The following is a 17,940-nucleotide window of genomic DNA, read 5'->3' on the forward strand; positions in this document are numbered from 1 at the left end:
TAATCGATGCTATTTCATAAGTGATTATTACCTTAATATTACGGGAAAGATACACTAGTATTGGCCATTTATTTAATGTTTTTTGTGGTGTAATCATGTAAGATAAAAGTATATATGATCGTTAAAGGAGAACTGTTATGCAACCTATCGACAAAACTAATGTAAAAAATGAACTTCTCGTGGTTACAGGAATGTCCGGTGCGGGTAAATCAGTCGCGCTACAAGCTTTAGAAGATTTAGGATATTTTTGTGTTGATAATCTACCGCCTATATTATTGCAAAAATTTGTTGATTTAATGGATCAGGGTAATCCTTCTTTATCAAAAGTTGCAATTGGTATCGATTTAAGAGGTAAGGATTTCTTTGGAAATTTAAGAGATGAATTAGATTATATACAAAGTGAGAAAAAAGTAGTAGTAGATATTTTGTTTTTAGAAGCGAGCGATAAAAAATTAATTTCTAGATATAAAGAAACAAGAAGAACACATCCTTTAAGTGAGGAAGGTAGTTTATTATCTGCAATTGAAAGAGAAAGATCTTTATTAAGTGATATTAAAGGTATCAGTAACTTTGTGATTGATACGACTGAAAAGAAACCTAAAGAATTGAAACAAGAACTTGTAGAAGCATTTGAAGAAGATCCTTCTACAACATTTCAAGTAAGAGTGATGAGCTTTGGATTCAAACATGGTATGCCTATTGATGCAGATATAGTTTTTGATGTACGATTTTTGCCAAATCCATATTATGTTGAAGAGTTAAGACCTATGACTGGTCTCGACGATGAAGTTTATCAATATGTGATGAAATGGAAAGAAACGAATACATTTTATAAAAAGTTTAGTGATCTGTTAATGTTTATGTTGCCAGGTTATAAGAAAGAAGGGAAATCCCAATTGACGATTGCAATCGGTTGTACGGGTGGTCAACATAGATCTGTAGCACTTGCGAAACGTTTAGGGGAAGATATTAAAGAGAACTTTGACTATGTTGTGTATACATCACATCGCGATGCACATATTGAAAGTAAGCCAAGAACATGAAAAGATTAAAAGTCGTCTTAATTGGCGGAGGAACCGGTCTTTCTGTATTAGCAAGAGGGTTAAAGGAATATCCAATAGATATTACCGCCATTGTAACTGTAGCAGATGATGGCGGTAGTACTGGTAAAATTCGTGATGTGATGGATATACCTGCCCCTGGCGATATCAGAAACGTATTAGCAGCACTTAGTGACACAGAACCAATGCTTGAAAAGTTATTCCAATATCGTTTTGAAGAAGAAGAACTTGGCAGTCATTCAATCGGAAATTTATTGCTAGCTGCCATGACAAATATTACGGATGATTTTGGACATGCTGTAAAAGAATTAAGTAAGTTGTTGAATATTAAAGGGCAAGTCATTCCATCAACAACGAGAAGTGTTGTACTGAATGCAGTTATGTCAGATGGTGAAATCATTGTCGGAGAATCTAAAATTCCTAAGACAGATAAGAAAATTGAAAAAGTATTTTTAACCCCTCAAGATATTGAACCGATGAAAGAAGCAATAGATGCAATTGAAGAAGCGGATTTAATTGTAATGGGACCAGGTTCTTTATATACAAGTATAATGCCTAATTTAATTTTGAATAAAGTTAAAGATGCAATTGTTAATACTGAAGCGGAAAGATTATATGTATGTAACCTTATGACTCAAAAAGGTGAAACAACAGGTTATTCAGTAAGTGACCATGTTAAAGCTATTCATGACCATGTAGGCGCATCATTTATTGACTTTGTAATATGTCAAAATAAGCGTTTCGATAAAGATATCTTATTAAGATATGAACAAGAAGAAGCTAAACAAGTTGAATTTGATGGTGAGAAATTAAAAGAAATGGGTGTACAGTGCATTCATGATAATGAATTAGTAAGTATTACACCTCATCAATACATTAGACATAACAATAAAGTGTTGGCACAACTCATTTACGAAATCGCCTTGAGAGAAATCAGTACAATTCAATATAAGAAAGATAAATAAAGTTTTGTCTAGATAAAACAGACAAACGTAAAAATTAATATTAAATGAAGCAAATGAGACAATCATTCATGTCTAATTTGCTTCATTTTTTTATGGAAATCGAGTAATATAAATGTAAGGGTTTTCAATTCGGGGTGATGGGTCATGAAAAGTGTTCAAATATTAATGGTGATATTAGGTTGTATATTTTTACTCATAGGTTTAATCGCAAATCAGCAGATAGGTATTTCATTTTTAATCATTGGCTTGGCGATGATTTTATTTGGTGTTATTAAAGAACCTTCAAGTAAAACATAAAAAGTTCAAGTTTAAAAACTTGATACGCCCGGCTATTCCATGTAATATGAAATAGATGCAAAACGTATGATATGTCTTTTGGCATATCATTATTTTTATGTGCGTATAAACTAAGAAAGGATGATCTGCTGTGAGCTTTGCTTCAGAAATGAAAAATGAATTAACAAGAATTGAAGTAGATGATTGTTGCGCCAAGGCAGAACTTTCAGCTTTGATTAGAATGAACGGTAATTTAAGTATATCTAATCAGCAATTTGTTATAAATGTACAAACTGAAAATGCAGCGATAGCACGTCGAATATTTTCATTAATAAAAAAATGCTTCGGTGTTGAAGTTGAATTATTAGTGAGAAAGAAAATGAAACTTAAGAAAAATAATATATATATTAGTCGAATAAAAGTAAAAGCTAAAGAAATATTAGATGAGCTTGGTATTTTACAAGATGGCATGTTTAAACATGAAATAGATAAAGATATTTTACAAAAAGATTGTTGTAAAAGAAGTTATTTAAGAGGTGCATTTCTAGCAGGGGGTTCTGTTAATAACCCAGAGACTTCTTCTTATCATCTTGAAATCTTTTCATTATACGAAGAACATTCAGCAGATTTAACCGCACTCATGAATCAATATGATTTAAATGCTAAATTATTAGAGCGCAAAAAAGGATTTATCAGTTATTTGAAAGAAGCTGAAAAGATTTCCGATTTCTTAAGTTTGATAGGTGGCTATCAAGCACTATTGAAGTTTGAAGATGTAAGAATTATTCGGGATATGAGAAATTCAGTTAACCGATTAGTCAATTGTGAGACAGCTAACTTGAACAAAACAGTTAGCGCCGCAATGAAACAAGTTGAGAGCATTCAGCTCATCGATAAAGAAATTGGTATTGATAACTTGCCAGATCGTTTAAGAGAAGTTGCAAGACTTAGAATAGATAATCAAGATGTGTCAATTAAAGAACTAGGCGAAATGGTAAGCACAGGTAAAATATCTAAATCAGGTATTAATCATAGATTACGTAAATTAAATGAGATGGCTGAAAAAATTAGAAACGGCGAGACAATTCAACAATAAAAGAAGCACCTGAGACAATTCATGTCTCAGGTGCTTCTTTATTAATATAATTATTTAATATCTTCTGGATGCATAACATCATCGATTAAACCGTATTCTTTAGCTTCTTCAGCTGTTAAGAAGTTATCACGATCAGTGTCTTTTTCAATTTTTTCAATTGGTTGTCCAGTTCTTTCAGATAAAATTTTATTTAATTTCTCACGTGTACGTAAAATATGACGAGCTGCAATTTCAATTTCAGTAGCTTGTCCTTGTGCACCGCCAAGTGGTTGGTGAATCATAACTTCACTATTTGGTAATGCATAACGTTTACCTTTAGCACCAGCTGCTAGTAGGAATGAACCCATAGATGCTGCCATACCGATACAAATAGTTTGAACATCAGGTTTGATGTGTTGGATTGTATCGTAAATCGCAAATCCTGCTGTTACACTACCGCCTGGAGAGTTGATATATAAGTAAATATCTTTCTCAGAATCTTGAGCTTGTAAGAATAGTAATTGTGAAACGATTGAGTTAGCTACATTGTCATCGATAGCTGACCCTAACATAATAATGCGGTCTTTCAATAAACGTGAATAAATATCATAAGCGCGTTCTCCGCGGTTTGTTGTTTCAATAACTGTTGGTATTAAATTCATCAGTTAATCCTCCTTTGAATATCTTAATGACCATATCATACACTACAAAGTCAAACATGGTCAAAAAATATGACCTACTGATGAATATTATAACTTAAATAGCTGATTTATACACTGGGAATTTGTGATATGAGTTGTCAATGTTAGCATAAATGATATAATAGTTTCCGTAATCAACGAGCTGTGTGCAGTGAATTTGTGTGACTTCTATATTAAAATAGTCACATCTTTTTCTGATGAAATACTCCCTTTGAGTTGTATTCATTTTGCTTCACTCCTTAATAGTTGATAATCCTATTATATCGACAATATATTAAGTAGATATAAAGTGTTTATTAAGACTTATCTCTCCGTAGTGTAACGGATAACACGCAAGATTCCGGTTCTTGAAATGGGCGTTCGATTCGTCTCGGGGAGGCTTACTTTGTAAAGGATGATTTGGATGACAATTAAATTTTATGTTGGAACAAATTGTGGTTTATGTGAAGATGCTAAGATTCAAATTGAATTTTTTAAAGAATCGTACGATCATGAAATAAAAATAGATACTATTAATATTGAAGAAGATGATTCATTACTCGAAAAATATATGTTAAGAATTCCAGTTGTTGAATATGATGGACAAGTTCTACAAGAAGGAAATATTGATTTCATCACATTGACAGAGGCATATAATCAATTGAAATAATAGGAAACGCTTTTAACTTGCATTCTATATATAAGGGGTGTATTATAAAATTGTAAACAGATATTATTTTTTTGACCCGCATGGGACGAAAAACGTCTAACCCAGGTTAGATATTGCCCATCTGTTAATCTTTGAGGAGGCGACTTGTTTATGGAAGATTTACTAAAAGTACAACATAGACTAGTTCCTGATTTGATTGACAAGATGTATCGACGCTTTAATATTTTATCGACAATCGAGAAGAAGCAGCCTATAGGTCGAAGAACGTTGAGTGATGTTATGAATGTCACTGAACGGGTATTGAGAACTGAGATAGAAATTTTAAAACAACAAGATTTAATCAGCGTTCGGTCAACTGGTATGAAATTGACTGAAACAGGCGAGCAAACGCTTGATTCTTTATCACATTATTTAACACTTTATTCTAGTTTTAATCATATTGAAGAAGAAATTTTTAATCGATATGGTGTGAAAACTCATATAGTGAGAGGTAATTCGGATTTAGATGAGATGGTTAAAGCAGAAATGGGTAATGTTACTGCTGAATTACTAGAACAGTCATTATACGATCATGCTTCAGTATCAGTAACTGGTGGTTCAACAATGGCAAGAGTAAGTGAGTCATTACATCCATTAGATAAAGACATTTTGTTCACGCCAGCGCGTGGTGGTTTGGGTGAAAACGTTGTGTTTCAAGCGAATACAATTTGCGCAAGTATGGCAAATCGTACAGGTGGGTCATATAAAGTCTTGTATGTTCCAGACCAAGTGAGTGAAAGTTCATACGAAACTTTGCTGAAAGAACCTGCAGTTATTGAGGTGCTAGATGCAATACGTCGTTCAGATTTTATTATTCACGGTATTGGTGATGCGCTGAAGATGGCGGAAAGAAGGAAGACTTCTGAAGAAGTATTAAGCCAATTGAAACATCATCATGCTGTCGGAGAAGCTTTTGGTTATTATTTCAATGACAAAGGTGAGGTCGTGCATCGTGTTAAGACAATCGGTTTGCAACTAGAAGACTTAACAACAAAGACAAACATTTTTGCAGTAGCAGGTGGGACATCTAAAGCAGAAGCGATAAAAGCTTATCTTGAGATTGCGCCAAAGAATACAATTCTTATCACCGACGAAGGTGCTGCAAAAGCAATAATCAATTTGGAATAAAAGGTTATTTAACCTTTTTGAATAAAAAATAAAAAGGAGGCCATCATAATGGCAACTAAAGTAGCAATTAATGGTTTTGGTAGAATAGGTCGTTTAGCATTTAGAAGATTACAAGAAGTTGAAAATATCGAAGTAGTAGCAATCAACGATTTAACAGATGACGCAATGTTAGCTCATTTATTAAAATATGATTCAACACAAGGTCGTTTCAAAGACGAAGTAGAAGTTATCGAAGGCGGATTCCGCGTAAACGGTAGAGAAATCAAAACTTTCGAAAATCCTAACCCTAAAGAATTACCATGGGGCGATTTAGATATCGATGTAGTATTAGAATGTACTGGTTTCTTCGCTGACAAAGACAAAGCTTCAGCTCACATCGAAGCAGGTGCTAAAAAAGTATTAATTTCAGCTCCAGCATCAGGTGACTTAAAAACTATCGTTTATAACGTTAACCATGACGAATTAGACGGATCTGAAGAAATCGTTTCAGGTGCATCTTGTACAACTAACTGTTTAGCTCCAATGGCTAAAGTATTAAATGATGAATTCGGTATCGTTGAAGGTTTAATGATGACAATTCACGCTTACACTGGTGACCAAAATACTTTAGATGCTCCACATGCTAAAGGTGACTTCCGTCGTGCTCGTGCAGCTGCTCAAAACATCGTACCTAACTCAACTGGTGCTGCTAAAGCAATCGGTTTAGTAATTCCAGAATTAAAAGGTAAATTAGATGGATCAGCTCAACGTGTTCCAGTAGCAACTGGTTCAGTAACAGAATTAACAGCTGTATTAGACAAAGAAGTTTCAGTTGAAGAAATCAATGCAGCAATGAAAAATGCTACAAATGATTCATTCGGTTACACTGAAGACGAAATCGTATCTTCTGATATCATTGGTATCACTTACGGTTCATTATTCGATGCAACTCAAACTCGTGTTATGACAGTTGGAGATCGTCAATTAGTTAAAACTGTATCTTGGTATGACAATGAAATGTCTTACACTTCACAATTAGTTCGTACTTTAGAATATTTAGCAGCTCAAGCTAACAAATAATTTAAATAATTGAACTAAATAGGTTATGCTTATGAGTAAGCGGGGAGCACAACGCTTCTCCGCTTATTTTTAATCGTAAAGTATTTTCTATTATCTAGAGGAGGAAGACAAGTCATGGCAAAGAAGAATGTTAAAGACGTAGAATTAAAAGGTAAAAAAGTACTTGTAAGAGCAGATTTTAATGTACCAATGAAAGATGGTGCAATTACAAACGATAACAGAATCGTTCAAGCGCTTCCTACAATAAAATACATTATCGAACAAGGCGGTAAAGTTATTTTATTCTCACATTTAGGTAAAGTGAAAACTGAAGAAGATAAACAAGGATTGTCACTTAAACCAGTAGCAGAACGCTTAAGTGAATTATTAAATAAAGAAGTAACATTCGTACCAGAAACTCGTGGTGAAGCGTTAGAAAGCGCAATCGACGGATTATCTGAAGGCGATGTATTAGTATTTGAAAATACACGTTTCGAAGATGTTGATGGTAAGAAAGAATCTAAAAATGATCCTGAATTAGGTAAATACTGGGCTTCATTAGGTGATGTATTTATCAACGATGCATTCGGTACAGCTCACCGTGAACATGCGTCTAACGTAGGTATTGCATCTAATATTGAAACAGCTTCAGGTTTCTTAATGGATAAAGAAATTAAATTTATCGGCGGCGTTGTAAGTGAACCTGAACGTCCTTTAGTAGCAATTTTAGGTGGCGCGAAAGTGTCTGATAAAATTGGTGTTATCGAAAACTTATTAACAATTGCTGATAAAGTTATCATCGGTGGAGGAATGGCATATACATTCTTCAAAGCACAAGGTAAAGAAATCGGCTTATCTCTTCTAGAAGAAGACAAAGTAGATTTTGCTAAAGATTTACTTGAACGTGCTGGCGATAAAATTATTTTACCGGTTGATTGTAAAGTAGCTAAAGAATTTTCAAATGACGCTGAAATTACAGTTGTTTCTGCTGATGAAATTCCTACTGATCAAGAAGCAATGGATATCGGTCCTAAATCAGTTGAAGTATTTAGTGAAGCTCTACAAGGTTCAAATACAGTTGTTTGGAATGGTCCAATGGGCGTATTCGAATTTAGTAACTTTGCACAAGGTACAATTGGCGTATGTAAAGCAATCGCTAATTTAAAAGATGCTACAACAATTATCGGTGGTGGAGATTCAGCTGCAGCAGCGATGGACTTAGGATTTGCTGATGATTTCACACACATTTCTACAGGTGGCGGAGCTTCTCTAGAATATCTAGAAGGTAAAGCATTACCAGGTATCGAAGCAATTTCTGAAAAATAATCATAAAAGGAGTTTATATATCATGAGAAAACCAATTATCGCAGGTAACTGGAAAATGAATAAAACAGTTCAAGAAGCAAAAGACTTTGTTAATGAACTTCCAGCATTACCAGATACTAATGAGGTAGATTCAGTAATTTGTGCACCAACTTTACAATTAGATGCACTTGTTAACTTAACTAAAGAAGGCGTAGCACAAGGCTTACAAATTGGTGCGCAAAATGCATACTTTGAAGATAATGGTGCTTTCACTGGTGAAACATCTCCAGCAGCACTTGAAGATTTAGGTGTTAAGTATGTCGTTTTAGGACATTCTGAACGTCGTGAATACTTCCACGAAACTGACGAAGATGTTAATAAAAAAGCATTAGCTGTATTTTCTCATAATATGACACCAATTATTTGTGTTGGTGAAACATTAGAAGAAAGAGAAGCAGGTAAAGCTGAATCAGTAGTAGGTGGTCAAGTTGAAGCAGCACTTAAAGGTTTCACAGAAGATCAAGTTAAAGCGACAGTAATCGCTTATGAACCTATCTGGGCAATTGGTACTGGTAAATCTTCTACTTCTGAAGATGCTAACCAAATGTGTGCACACGTTCGTAACGTTGTTGCAGGTGCTTTCTCTCAAGAAGCTGCTGATGCTTTACGTGTACAATACGGTGGTAGTGTTAAACCAGAAAACATTAAAGAATATATGGCTCAATCAGATATCGATGGCGCATTAGTTGGCGGCGCTTCATTAAAAGTTGATTCATTCGTAGCATTATTAGAAGGTGCTAAATAATGGCTAAACAACCAACAGCACTTATCATTCTTGATGGTTTTGCTAATCGTGAAGAAGAGCATGGTAATGCGGTAAAACAAGCCAACAAACCAAATTTTGATAGATATTACAACAAATATCCACATAACGAATTATCAGCATGTGGTTTAGATGTAGGTCTACCAGAAGGTCAAATGGGTAACTCTGAAGTAGGTCACTTAAACATTGGTGCAGGAAGAATTGTTTATCAAAGTTTAACTAGAATCAATAAATCAATTGAAGATGGCGATTTCTTTGAAATTGACGCACTTAAACAAGCAATGGATCACGTTGTAAAAAATGATTCAACGCTACATTTAATGGGACTTTTATCAGATGGTGGTGTTCACAGTCACTACAAACATCTATTTGCACTATTAGAATTAGCCAAAAAACAAGGTGTTAAAAAAGTTTATGTTCACGGATTCTTAGACGGACGTGATGTTGATCAAAAATCAGCACTTAAATATATTGAAGAAACTGAAAATAAATTTAAAGAGCTAGGTATAGGTCAATTCGCTTCTATTTCTGGTCGTTATTACGCTATGGATAGAGATAAACGTTGGGATCGTGAAGAAAAAGCTTACGATGCAATGTCTAATGGCGTTGGACCTGTATATGCAACTGCAGTTGAAGGTGTAGAAGCTAATTATCAAGAAGGTCTAACAGATGAATTTGTTGTTCCATTTATCGTTAAAGACGAAGAAAAAGGTGTAGAAAACACTGGCGTAAATAGCCATGACGCTATGGTATTCTATAACTTCCGTCCAGATAGAGCGGCACAACTTAGCCAAGTATATACAAATGAAAAATTTGAAGGTTTTGAAATTAAACGTAAACTAGATGATTTATTCTTTGTTACTTTTACAAACTATAGTGATGATGTTATTGCCGAAGTTGCTTTTAAACCAGTTGATATCAAAAATACAATCGGTGAAGTAGCTGAGAAAAATAATTTAAATCAATTAAGAATTGCTGAAACAGAAAAATTCCCTCATGTTACTTATTTCATGAGCGGTGGTAATCATGCAGAGTTTAAAGGTGAAAGAAGAGTATTAATCGATTCACCAAAAGTTGCAACATACGACTTGAAACCTGAAATGAGTGCATATGAAGTAAAAGATGCTTTAATCAGTGAGTTAGATAAAGGTGATTTAGATTTAATTATCTTAAACTTTGCGAACCCTGATATGGTTGGTCATAGTGGTATGCTTGAACCAACAATTAAAGCAATTGAAGCAGTAGATGAATGTTTAGGTGAAGTTGTTGATAAAATTTTATCAATGAATGGTACAGCTATCATTACAGCAGACCATGGTAACTCTGATGAAGTGTTAACAGATGACGAATCACCTATGACAACTCACACAACAAACCCTGTTCCTGTTATTGTGACAAAAGAAGGGGTAGAAGTAAGAAGTGGAGGTCGCTTAGCAGACTTAGCACCTACGCTTATAGACTTACTTGGAGTAGAAAAACCAGAAGATATGACTGGTGAATCATTAATTAAATAATAAATTATAAATTTATAAAGGAGTTTTAATTATGCCAATTATTACAGATATTTATGCACGCGAAGTATTAGACTCTCGTGGTAATCCAACAGTAGAAGTAGAAGTATTAACTGAAAGCGGTGCTTTTGGTAGAGCTTTAGTACCATCAGGTGCTTCAACAGGTGAATATGAAGCAGTAGAATTACGTGACGGAGACAAAGACCGTTACTTAGGTAAAGGTGTTCTTAAAGCTGTAGAAAACGTTAACGAAATCATTGCACCTGAAATCATTGAAGGTGAATTCTCAGTATTAGAACAAGTTTCTATCGACAAATTAATGATCGCTTTAGACGGTACACCAAACAAAGCTAAATTAGGTGCTAATGCTATCTTAGGTGTTTCTATCGCAGTAGCTCGTGCTGCAGCTGACTTCTTAGGTCAACCATTATACAAATATCTTGGTGGATTCAATGGTGTTCAATTACCAGTACCAATGATGAACATTGTTAACGGTGGTTCTCACTCAGACGCACCAATCGCATTCCAAGAGTTCATGATCTTACCAGTAGGTGCTGAATCATTCAAAGAATCTTTACGTTGGGGAGCAGAAATCTTCCATAACTTAGCTAAAATCTTAAAATCTCGTGGTTTAGTAACTGCAGTAGGTGACGAAGGTGGTTTCGCTCCTAAATTTGAAGGTACTGAAGACGGTGTTGAAACAATTTTAGAAGCAATCAAAGCAGTTGGTTTAGAACCAGGTAAAGATGTATTCTTAGGATTCGACTGTGCAGCATCAGAATTCTACGAAAACGGCGTATATGACTATGCTAAATTCGAAGGTGAAAATGGTGCTAAACGTTCTTCTGAAGAACAAGTAGACTTCCTTGAAGAATTAGTAAACAAATACCCAATCATCACTATCGAAGACGGTATGGATGAAAACGACTGGGACGGCTGGAAACTTCTTACTGACCGTATCGGCGACCGCGTACAATTAGTAGGTGACGATTTATTCGTAACAAACACTGAAAAATTATCTGAAGGTATCGAAAAAGGTATCGGTAACTCAATCTTAATTAAAGTTAACCAAATCGGTACATTAACAGAAACATTTGAAGCAATCGAAATGGCTCAAAAAGCTGGTTACACTGCAGTTGTATCACACCGCTCAGGTGAAACAGAAGATACTACAATCTCTGATATCGCAGTAGCAACTAACGCTGGCCAAATCAAAACAGGTTCATTATCAAGAACTGACCGTATTGCTAAATACAACCAATTATTACGTATCGAAGATGAATTATTCGAAACAGGTAAATTCGAAGGAATCAAAGCTTTCTATAACTTATCAAAATAATTGAGCATATAAATAAAAATGGTTCACATAAAGCCCAAAAGATGTTGTCACATCTTTTGGGCTTTTTATAGTTGCTATAGAAATTTTGGTAGGTAAGGTAGGGAGGTGTTTGGTATAGAAAATGGCTAGTTGAAGGCTGGAGTGATCGGAGCAGTTGGGTGAGTAACGGAGTGGAGTATCGGGAGATGTGAGTTAAAGAGGCAGTAAACTCACGAGATTGGAGAAGATGTGAGTTAAAGAGGTAATAAACACACGAGATTGGAGAAGATGTGAGTTAAAGAGGTAATAAATACACAAGATTGGAGAAGATGTGAGTTAAAGAGGTAATAAACTCACGAGATTGAAAAAGATGTGAGTTAAAGAGGTAGTAAACTCACGAGATTGAAGAAGATGTGAGTTAAAGATGTAGTAAACTCACGAGATTGAAGAAGATGTGAGTTAAAGAGGCAGTAAACACACAAGATTGCTGAACATGTGAGTTAAAGAGGCAGTAAACTCACATCTTTTCAAAAATTATATGATTATTTAGGAATGAACATTTTTGATTACTTAAAAAATTGTATAACTCATAGCTTAACTCCTAAATAAAGCCAAGAGATGGCCCAAGTCGTAGCTTAACTACCTAATAAAGCCAAGAGATGGCCCAAGTCGTAGCTTAACTCCTGAATAAAGCCAAGAGATGGCCCAAGTCGTAGCTTAACTACCTAATAAAGCCAAGAGATAGCCCTAGTCGTAGCTTAACTACTGAATAAAGCCAAGAGATAGCCCAAGTCGTAGCTTAACTACTGAATAAAGCCAAGAGATAGCCCAAGTCGTAGCTTAACTTTTGAATAAAGCCAAGAGATAGCCCAAGTCGTAGCTTAACTACTGAATAAAGCCAAGAGATCACCCAAGTCGTAGCTTAACTTCTGAATAAAGCCAAGAGATAGCCCAAGTCGTAGCTTAACTTCTAACTTAAGCCAAGAGATCACCCAAATTGTATCCTCACATCAAATAAATCCAAGAAATCCCACACTACACAATTAAATCCCACACTATATACCTCTCATCTCCCACAACCACATTACCAAACAAATTCTTTAACGCTTTAAACCAATAATATTTTATCATTTCATTCTATTTGAAAATGTTCTATAATAGAGGCAATGAATTTTATAGGAGGATCATAATGACGATTAATTTAAAAAGTGCAAAATCACCTTGGTCTAGTTTAGATGGTGTGGATCAATTATCTCTTCATCCTATTAAAGAAGCATTTAATAAAGAAGTCATGATTCCGGGTAGTAAGAGTGTAACGAATCGTGCTTTTATTTTGGCTGGTTTTAGTAAGGGTACTTCTAAATTATCTGGATACTTAAAGAGTGATGACACATACTGGTGTATGGAAACAATTAAAAAACTAGGTGCGACTGTTGAAGCTGTAGGTGATGAACTTCATATTACAGGTATTAATCGTTCAGAGTTACCTGAGAAACAACAAGTATTTATTGGTTCTGCTGGTACGACTGCTCGATTCTTACCAGGGATTTTAGGTACTCAAGAGAAAAGTGAAATCACAATTACTTCAACTGAACAACTTGCTGGTAGACCTCACAAGACTTTACACGATGCGTTAAAACAATTAGGTGTTCAATTAACGTATCTTGAAAAAGAAGGTCAGTTACCAGTAACTATAAAAGGTGCACCGGAAACGGGTGGAAAAGTTTCAATTGCTGGTAATCAATCAAGTCAATTTATCAGTGGTTTATTAATGGCGGCACCTTTATTTAACAAACCAACTGAAATAGAACTTACGACTAAGATAGTTCAAAGCGCTTATGTGGATATTACAATTGAAATGATGAAACAATTTGGCATACATGTAGATGTATCAGATGATTATACACATATGAAAGTAGAACAAGGTGAGTATGAAGCAGCTACTTTACCATTAGAAGCTGACTTATCTACAGCATGCTATTTCATGGCATTAGCAGCACTTAATAAGTCTACGATTAAAATTAATCATTTAAATATGGAAAGTCATCAACCTGATTTAGAAGTTGTCGATATTCTTGAAAAAATGGGTGCAACTGTTGAAAAAGGTCCTGATTATGTTGTCATTTCTGGTCCTGAACAATTAAAAGGGAACTTAACAATTGATATGAATGCTTGCTCAGACCAAGCTTTAACAATTGGCAGTTTAGCTGTATTTGCTGATGGTCCAATTACAATTACAGGTGTAGAACATATACGTCATCATGAATGTAATCGTGTATCTGCATTAACAGAAAGTTTAACAAAATTAGGTATTGAAGTTACTGAACATCAAGATGGTTGGACTATAACACCGGGTGATGTAAAGGCAGCAACTCTAGATACTTATGATGATCACCGTGTTGCAATGTCATTAAGTTTAATGGGTACTAAAGTTGATGGAATTAAATTATTAGATCCTTCATGTGTATCAAAGACTTGCCCAACATATTTTGAAATGTTAGCATCGTTAGGTATATCGGTTGAGTATCATTAATGAAAACTTGAGTGCATATTGTAAATATGCTATAATGCTACTGTTATAATAGACTGGAGGACCGAGTCCATGCATACATTTTTAATCGTCTTATTAATCATCGTTTGTATTGCATTGATTACCGTCGTATTACTTCAAGAAGGTAAAAGTACTGGTTTATCTGGTGCAATTAGTGGCGGAGCAGAACAATTATTTGGAAAACAAAAACAACGTGGAATAGATTTAATTTTACACAGAGTTACAATTATTTTAGCAATTTTATTTTTCTTATTAATGTTAGCAATTACTTACTTCAAAATGTAGTGGTCCGACTGTATTGTCGGACTTTTTTATTTATATACAAGTAAAAAAACGATACAATAGAACTAGATTATGTTAAAGGATGGTCATTCATGAGAATTCAATTACCTAAACCTTTCTTTTTTGAAGAAGGAAAAAGAGCAGTATTACTTTTACATGGATTTACAGGTAATTCATCAGATGTTAGACAATTAGGACGTTACTTACAGAAAAAAGGGTATACATCATATGCTCCGCATTATGAAGGTCATGGTAGACCACCAGAAGAGATATTGGAATCAAGTCCATATGTATGGTTTAAAGACTGTTTAGATGCATATGATTTTTTAGAAGAAAAAGGATATACTGAAATAGCAGTAGCTGGATTATCGCTAGGTGGCGTATTTAGTTTGAAATTAAGTTTAAACAGAGATGTAAAAGGTATTGTAACAATGTGCTCACCTATGTATATAAAAACTGAAGGCACGATGTTTGAAGGTGTGTTAGATTATGCTAGAGAATTTAAAAAGTATGAAGGCAAAACACCTGAACAAATTGAAGAAGAAATGAAACATTTTCATCCTACGAATACTTTGAAAGATTTACAAGAAACAATTCAAGGTGTGAGAGATCAAGTAGATGAAGTATTTGATCCATTGTTTGTTGTACAAGGTAAACTAGATGAAATGATTAACCCTGATTCAGCTAATATTATTTATAATGAATCATCTTCTGATGACAAAAATATTAAATGGTATGAAGAATCTGGTCATGTTATAACAATCGGACAAGAAAAAGAACAAGTATTTGAAGACGTGTATCAATTCTTAGAATCATTAGATTGGTCCGAGTAAGACACACATAATATAAACGAGAAAGGAGGCCCACTATGAATCTAAGAGAAGAAGTTGAAGAAATCATCAATGATAAAGAATACAGTCCTATGACCGTAAGTGAATTTCAAGATGCAATAGGACTTAGTAATGCTGATTCATTTAAAGAATTAATTAAAGTTCTAGTTGATTTAGAACAAACGGGTCAACTAGAAAGAACAAAAACGGATAGATATAAGAAGAAAAGTAAGAAATCAGACCTTGTAAAAGGTACTTTAAGTCAACACAAAAAAGGATTTGCCTTTTTAAGACCGGAAGATGACACAATAGAAGACATCTTTATCCCACCTAATCAAATTAATAAAGCGATGGATGGCGATGAAGTATTAGTAGAAGTTGTGCCATCTCGTGGAGATCATAAAGGTAAGATTGAAGGTAGAGTTAAAGCAATTACGACACGTAATATTACGCAAGTAGTTGGTACTTATACAGAAGCGAAACATTTCGGTTTCGTGTTACCTGATGATAAACGAATTACACAAGATATCTTTATTCCTAAAGGTAAAAATCTTGGTGCAATTGAAGGTCATAAAGTATTAGTAGAAATTACAGAGTATGCTGATGGTACGCATAATCCTGAAGGTCATGTTAAAGCGATTCTAGGTCATAAGAATGATCCAGGTGTCGATATTTTATCTATCATATATCAACATGGTATAAATATTGAATTTCCTGACAATGTTATTCAAGAAGCTGAAAATGTACCAGATCAAATCAGCCCAGACGAAATTAAAGGTAGAAGAGATTTAAGAGATGAACTTACAATCACAATAGATGGTGCAGACGCAAAAGATTTAGATGACGCTGTCTCTGTAAAAGCTTTAGACAATGGCTTAACAGAACTTACAGTTAGTATTGCTGATGTCAGCTACTATGTAACAGAAAATAGTGAGTTAGACAAAGAAGCATATGACAGAGCAACAAGTGTATATCTTGTCGATAGAGTAATACCTATGATTCCGCATAGATTAAGTAATGGTATTTGTTCATTAAACCCTCATGAAGATAGATTAACATTGAGTTGTAGAATGGAAATAGATCAACAAGGTGAAGTCATCAGACATGATATCTTTGAAAGTGTTATTCACTCAGATTATAGAATGACATATTCAGATGTAAATGCCATTATTGAAAATGACGATCAAGACATTCGTGAAAAGTATTCAGAAATCACACCAATGCTTGATTTAGCACAACAACTATCAAAACAATTAATCGCTAAACGTAAAAGACGTGGGGAAATTGATTTTGATATTAAAGAAGCACAAGTATTGGTAGATGAAGATGGTATACCTACAGACATTAAAGTGAGAGAAAGAAATGACGCAGAGCGTTTAATCGAAAGCTTTATGTTATCTGCTAACGAAACGATTGCTGAACACTTTAGTAAACTCGAAGTGCCATTTATCTATCGTGTCCATGAGAATCCAAAAGCAGAAAGATTAAACCAATTCTTTGAATTTATTTCAAACTTTGGACTTGCTGTTAAAGGTTCAAGTGAAGACATACACCCTGCAACATTACAGAAAATTGTAGAAGAAGTTGCTGGACAGAAAGAAGAAATGGTTATTTCTACTTTAATGTTAAGAAGTATGCAACAAGCTAGATATAGTGAAGATAATTTAGGTCATTTTGGCTTGTCAGCAGATTACTATACACATTTCACATCTCCAATCAGAAGATATCCTGACTTGATTGTGCATAGATTAATTCGTAAATATTTAATTGAAAAATCTATGAACAGTAAACAAATTAGACATTGGGAAGAAATGTTGCCAGACATCGCTGACCATACATCTAAACGTGAGCGAAGAGCAATTGACGCTGAACGTGATACAGATGACTTGAAGAAGTCAGAGTATATGATTCAACACGTTGGAGAAGTGTTTACAGGTATTATCAGTTCAGTAGCGAACTTTGGTATGTTTGTAGAGCTAGAGAACACAATTGAAGGTATGGTGCATATCTCTAACTTAACAGATGACTACTACAACTTTGATGAGCGTAATATGGCCATTATAGGTGAGCGCCAAGCTAAAGTATTTAGAATTGGTGACAAAGTCGAAGTTAAAGTAATTAATGTTAACGTTGATGAGCGTATGATTGATTTTCAAATTGTTGGTATGCCAATAGCTGAAAAGAATAGAGAACGTTTAGCAAGAGAAAAAACAATCAAAGCTAAAAAACGAGGTACAGCTAAAGAACAAGATAAACCTAATAAGCATAAAAAAGGTAGAGCTAAAGGTAAACAAGGTGGCAATCAAGTTAAGCAAGGTAAGAAAAATAAAAAGCCTTATTACAAAGCAAAAGCTGTGAAAAACAAAGCAAGACGAAAGAAAAAATAGA

16 protein-coding genes are annotated in these 17,940 nt (G+C 34.4%); 15 read left to right on the forward strand and 1 reads right to left on the reverse strand.

Annotated elements, in window-relative coordinates; all coding sequences use genetic code 11:
* Window positions 1-137 precede the first annotated feature (137 nt).
* The 4 genes from rapZ (at window position 138) to whiA (ending at window position 3,398) form a co-directional block, all read left to right on the forward strand.
* On the forward strand, window positions 138-1,043 hold the full coding sequence (gene rapZ, locus LQ673_RS00265; protein ID WP_037588755.1) for an RNase adapter RapZ: 906 nt from the start codon (window positions 138-140) through the stop codon (window positions 1,041-1,043).
* A complete protein-coding gene (locus LQ673_RS00270; RefSeq protein ID WP_191836336.1) occupies window positions 1,040-2,026 on the forward strand; it encodes a gluconeogenesis factor YvcK family protein in 987 nt (328 codons plus the stop codon). The genes rapZ and LQ673_RS00270 overlap by 4 nt, the downstream gene beginning before the upstream one ends.
* A gap of 144 nt (window positions 2,027-2,170) precedes the next feature.
* A complete protein-coding gene (locus LQ673_RS00275; RefSeq protein WP_185805774.1) occupies window positions 2,171-2,323 on the forward strand; it encodes a hypothetical protein in 153 nt (50 codons plus the stop codon).
* Window positions 2,324-2,453: 130 nt separating this feature from the next.
* Window positions 2,454-3,398 carry a DNA-binding protein WhiA gene (gene whiA, locus LQ673_RS00280; RefSeq protein WP_025904541.1) on the forward strand — a complete coding sequence of 315 codons (945 nt, stop codon included), beginning with the start codon at window positions 2,454-2,456 and terminating at the stop codon, window positions 3,396-3,398.
* Window positions 3,399-3,448: 50 nt separating this feature from the next.
* Here whiA and clpP read toward each other — a convergent pair whose 3' ends face one another.
* On the reverse strand, window positions 3,449-4,039 hold the full coding sequence (gene clpP, locus LQ673_RS00285; RefSeq protein WP_025904542.1) for an ATP-dependent Clp endopeptidase proteolytic subunit ClpP: 591 nt from the start codon (window positions 4,037-4,039) through the stop codon (window positions 3,449-3,451).
* Between the two features lie 442 nt (window positions 4,040-4,481).
* On the opposite strand from clpP, the gene LQ673_RS00290 reads away from it, so the two are divergent.
* From LQ673_RS00290 to rnr, 11 genes are all read left to right on the forward strand, one after another.
* Window positions 4,482-4,727, forward strand: coding sequence for a glutaredoxin family protein (locus LQ673_RS00290; RefSeq protein ID WP_191836335.1), 246 nt, complete (start codon window positions 4,482-4,484; stop codon window positions 4,725-4,727).
* Window positions 4,728-4,877: 150 nt separating this feature from the next.
* Window positions 4,878-5,894, forward strand: coding sequence for a sugar-binding transcriptional regulator (locus LQ673_RS00295; protein ID WP_191836334.1), 1,017 nt, complete (start codon window positions 4,878-4,880; stop codon window positions 5,892-5,894).
* 48 nt (window positions 5,895-5,942) lie between these two features.
* A complete protein-coding gene (gene gap, locus LQ673_RS00300) occupies window positions 5,943-6,953 on the forward strand; it encodes a type I glyceraldehyde-3-phosphate dehydrogenase (RefSeq protein WP_025904545.1) in 1,011 nt (336 codons plus the stop codon).
* A gap of 114 nt (window positions 6,954-7,067) precedes the next feature.
* On the forward strand, window positions 7,068-8,258 hold the full coding sequence (locus tag LQ673_RS00305) for a phosphoglycerate kinase (RefSeq protein ID WP_025904546.1): 1,191 nt from the start codon (window positions 7,068-7,070) through the stop codon (window positions 8,256-8,258).
* 22 nt (window positions 8,259-8,280) lie between these two features.
* Window positions 8,281-9,042 carry a triose-phosphate isomerase gene (gene tpiA, locus LQ673_RS00310; RefSeq protein WP_025904547.1) on the forward strand — a complete coding sequence of 254 codons (762 nt, stop codon included), beginning with the start codon at window positions 8,281-8,283 and terminating at the stop codon, window positions 9,040-9,042.
* Window positions 9,042-10,574, forward strand: coding sequence for a 2,3-bisphosphoglycerate-independent phosphoglycerate mutase (gene gpmI, locus LQ673_RS00315; protein ID WP_191836333.1), 1,533 nt, complete (start codon window positions 9,042-9,044; stop codon window positions 10,572-10,574). Before tpiA ends, gpmI begins: the two co-directional genes overlap by 1 nt.
* A 31-nt stretch (window positions 10,575-10,605) precedes the next feature.
* On the forward strand, window positions 10,606-11,910 hold the full coding sequence (gene eno, locus LQ673_RS00320; RefSeq protein ID WP_191836332.1) for a surface-displayed alpha-enolase: 1,305 nt from the start codon (window positions 10,606-10,608) through the stop codon (window positions 11,908-11,910).
* Between the two features lie 1,168 nt (window positions 11,911-13,078).
* Complete coding sequence (gene aroA / locus LQ673_RS00325; protein ID WP_037588759.1) at window positions 13,079-14,422, forward strand: 3-phosphoshikimate 1-carboxyvinyltransferase; 1,344 nt, start codon at window positions 13,079-13,081, stop codon at window positions 14,420-14,422.
* Between the two features lie 69 nt (window positions 14,423-14,491).
* A complete protein-coding gene (secG, locus tag LQ673_RS00330; protein WP_025906376.1) occupies window positions 14,492-14,725 on the forward strand; it encodes a preprotein translocase subunit SecG in 234 nt (77 codons plus the stop codon).
* Between the two features lie 89 nt (window positions 14,726-14,814).
* Window positions 14,815-15,555: an alpha/beta hydrolase gene (locus LQ673_RS00335; protein ID WP_049319750.1), complete on the forward strand. Its 741-nt coding sequence runs from the start codon at window positions 14,815-14,817 to the stop codon at window positions 15,553-15,555.
* A gap of 35 nt (window positions 15,556-15,590) precedes the next feature.
* Window positions 15,591-17,939: a ribonuclease R gene (gene rnr, locus LQ673_RS00340; protein ID WP_191836331.1), complete on the forward strand. Its 2,349-nt coding sequence runs from the start codon at window positions 15,591-15,593 to the stop codon at window positions 17,937-17,939.
* Window position 17,940: the final 1 nt, after the last annotated feature.

This window comes from Mammaliicoccus sp. O-M54 (assembly GCF_022386035.1).
GTDB lineage: Bacteria > Bacillota > Bacilli > Staphylococcales > Staphylococcaceae > Mammaliicoccus > Mammaliicoccus sciuri_A.

Bases quoted from the DNA above. Each gene is read 5' to 3' on its own strand.
- rapZ (WP_037588755.1), top strand. From the start codon at position 138: ATGCAACCTATCGACAAAACTAATGTAAAAAATGAACTTCTCGTGGTT.
- LQ673_RS00270 (WP_191836336.1), top strand. From the start codon at position 1,040: ATGAAAAGATTAAAAGTCGTCTTAATTGGCGGAGGAACCGGTCTTTCT.
- LQ673_RS00275 (WP_185805774.1), top strand. From the start codon at position 2,171: ATGAAAAGTGTTCAAATATTAATGGTGATATTAGGTTGTATATTTTTA.
- clpP (WP_025904542.1), bottom strand. From the start codon at position 4,039: ATGAATTTAATACCAACAGTTATTGAAACAACAAACCGCGGAGAACGC.
- LQ673_RS00290 (WP_191836335.1), top strand. From the start codon at position 4,482: ATGACAATTAAATTTTATGTTGGAACAAATTGTGGTTTATGTGAAGAT.
- LQ673_RS00295 (WP_191836334.1), top strand. From the start codon at position 4,878: ATGGAAGATTTACTAAAAGTACAACATAGACTAGTTCCTGATTTGATT.
- gap (WP_025904545.1), top strand. From the start codon at position 5,943: ATGGCAACTAAAGTAGCAATTAATGGTTTTGGTAGAATAGGTCGTTTA.
- LQ673_RS00305 (WP_025904546.1), top strand. From the start codon at position 7,068: ATGGCAAAGAAGAATGTTAAAGACGTAGAATTAAAAGGTAAAAAAGTA.
- tpiA (WP_025904547.1), top strand. From the start codon at position 8,281: ATGAGAAAACCAATTATCGCAGGTAACTGGAAAATGAATAAAACAGTT.
- gpmI (WP_191836333.1), top strand. From the start codon at position 9,042: ATGGCTAAACAACCAACAGCACTTATCATTCTTGATGGTTTTGCTAAT.
- eno (WP_191836332.1), top strand. From the start codon at position 10,606: ATGCCAATTATTACAGATATTTATGCACGCGAAGTATTAGACTCTCGT.
- aroA (WP_037588759.1), top strand. From the start codon at position 13,079: ATGACGATTAATTTAAAAAGTGCAAAATCACCTTGGTCTAGTTTAGAT.
- secG (WP_025906376.1), top strand. From the start codon at position 14,492: ATGCATACATTTTTAATCGTCTTATTAATCATCGTTTGTATTGCATTG.
- LQ673_RS00335 (WP_049319750.1), top strand. From the start codon at position 14,815: ATGAGAATTCAATTACCTAAACCTTTCTTTTTTGAAGAAGGAAAAAGA.
- rnr (WP_191836331.1), top strand. From the start codon at position 15,591: ATGAATCTAAGAGAAGAAGTTGAAGAAATCATCAATGATAAAGAATAC.